The 2473-nt window shown below is 39.4% G+C and carries 1 protein-coding gene; it reads right to left on the bottom strand.

Features of this window, described 5'->3' with window-relative positions; all coding sequences use genetic code 11:
- Positions 1–70 precede the first annotated feature (70 nt).
- Positions 71–2170: a bifunctional 2',3'-cyclic-nucleotide 2'-phosphodiesterase/3'-nucleotidase gene (locus tag H5202_RS20605; protein ID WP_182773707.1), complete on the bottom strand. Its 2100-nt coding sequence runs from the start codon at positions 2168–2170 to the stop codon at positions 71–73.
- Positions 2171–2473: the final 303 nt, after the last annotated feature.

Below are 2473 nucleotides of genomic sequence, written 5' to 3'. Positions count from 1 at the left end.
ATTGCAGGACTGGGCAATAAAAATAAAGAAGGCGCATAAAGCGCCTTCTTTGTATTTAGTCCGCTAATAATTATTTAGCAGCAACAGGTGTTGATAGGTCGATGCTATAAATTGCAAAGCCTGCAACAACATCAGCTGTTTTAGGTAACTTAACCATTTTACGTTGTTGATTATCAGCCACAAACTGGTCAGCAACATCGCTGTCTTGAGTTTCAAAACGAATGTCTAAAGCAACTGTCGCATTATCAATAGTTTTAAAGTCCCAGTTGTAATCTGCTGATGGATCAACCATTGCATCATATCCGCCAGTCGCATTTGGTTGTGATTGCTCAGTAATATAAGCTGATAATGCATCACGGTTGGTATCTGGTAGCTCAAGCACTACGTGGTCAGAACCGGTACCCGCAAATGAACCACCAAACGCACGGTAGTTATTTGAAGCTACTACAAATGACATTGCCGCTAAATCATCACCCGTAATGACAGTACCATCAGCTGAAGTGTAAGTTAGGTCAACAATACGGTTAGCTCCGGCGTTAACAACTACACAGCTGCGATCAAACTTACTTGGTTGAGTTACATCAATTTTGTAAGTTAAGCCATCAATAACATCGAAGTTATACGTTGGGTGACCTGCGCGATTAATCAAGTTTTGTGGTGCACTGACAGTTGGGTCGATTTGATTAAACTGGTTGGCAGAACATTCTAACCAATCTTTTAATTCCGCACCTGTCGCTTTAACTGCAACCATAGTATTTGGGTATAAATATAAGTCAGCTGCGTTTTTATACGAAAGGTTGCCAGCATCAACTTGTACATATTGGCTAGCATCACCTTCAGCATAACGTCCACCAGCTTTAAATGGTGCCGATGCTGATAAGATTGGTAAATCTTTTAGGTCATCTGTAAGTAATGTTTTAACACGTGCTATTTGCGCATTAGAAACAATCTGAACAGTTGGATCATCTTGAACTAAGGTTAAGAAGCTATACATGTTCGCAGCGGCAACCCCAATAGGTTGGCTTACATATTCGATAGTCCCAGTGTGTTCAATTTCAATTACGTCACGTAAGTTAGCTTCACCTTCAACCAATGCTACTTTATTAGCATTGTCGTAAATTGGACGAGCTTTAGCCGTTGATTCTTCATGGATTACGGTCCATTTTCCTTCTACTTGACGAACAACTAAGTCAATCACACCTAAGTTATCACCCCAACGACCAGGCATAACAGCTGGAATGCCGTTTAATAATCCTCTTTCTACGTCGGTGTTTGGTAAATCGCTATAGCTTGCTGCAGGGAAAACAGAGTGGCTGTGGCCAAAGAATATGGCATCAATTCCATCAACATTTGTGAGTGCATAAGTCGCGTTTTCTGCCCATGGATCTCCTGGGTTTTCACTTGAACCAATACCAGAATGCGGAATGGCTAAAATAATATCAGCGCCTTCTGCTTTCATTTGTGGCACAAATTTATTCGCCGCTTGAACTATGCCTAAAACTTCAACTTTACCGTCTAAGTTAGCTTTATCCCATTGTAAAACCTGTGGTGGAACAAAACCGATATAACCAATTTTGATTGTGTGTTCATTACCATCAACATCGGTAACGACTTTGTCTTTAATAATATACGGTGTGAACATGTTTTCATTGAAGAGCACATCATCCCAGCAACCATCTTTATCAGCACAAATCACATTCGAGTTAATGTAGGGGAAATTTGCGCCCGCTATAGATTGCTCAAGAAATGATAAACCATAATTAAATTCATGATTACCAATATTACCCACTTCATAGTCTAATGTATTCATTGCTTTGTAGACTGGGTGTGTATCTGTGAGGATGTTGCTTTCAGTTTTGAATTTATTAGCAACATAGTCTCCCATTGGGCTACCTTGTAATAAATCACCGTTATCAACTAATACTGAGTTAGTTACTTCAGCGCGTGCTGCATTGATTAAACTCGCGGTACGAACCAGACCAATAGTCTTATCTTCTTTACCTGAGTAATAGTTGTAATCCATCATATTGGTATGAAGATCAGTGGTTTCCATTACACGTAACTTGATATCAGCAGCAACAGTACTTGTTTGATCGTCATTATCAGAGTCACAACCGCCTAATCCCAGTGCGCCAGCGATAACCACGGCAAGAAGTTTTTTATTTAACATATTTTACTCTCTATATTTATTTGACCCCGAGGCGTATGTTTTTGTTTTTGCCTCTTACGTAGTGTTAACGTTCCTTAACTATTTTGCTAATAAAATGAAAACACCGCGGTGATTATAGGCATAAGATATGAATAAATTGTGATGGAACGCTAAATTAATATGATTAATAAGTGCGTTTGCAGGGCAACCGCATGAGTGTTCATTAATTAGCCATATCACTGAATCCAGCATTTAATACTGCTTCTAAGTATGCTGTTTTCATCCAGGCTCGTTTTTGTTTAGCTGGTATGCTTCCTTTTGAAG

The organism is Shewanella sp. SG41-4 (genome assembly GCF_014164505.1).
Classification (GTDB): Bacteria; Pseudomonadota; Gammaproteobacteria; order Enterobacterales; family Shewanellaceae; genus Shewanella.
This window is presented reverse-complemented; position numbering and strand designations above follow the sequence as displayed.

Coding starts and splice junctions, on each gene's coding strand:
- H5202_RS20605 (WP_182773707.1), bottom strand. CDS start 2,170: ATGTTAAATAAAAAACTTCTTGCCGTGGTTATCGCTGGCGCACTGGGA.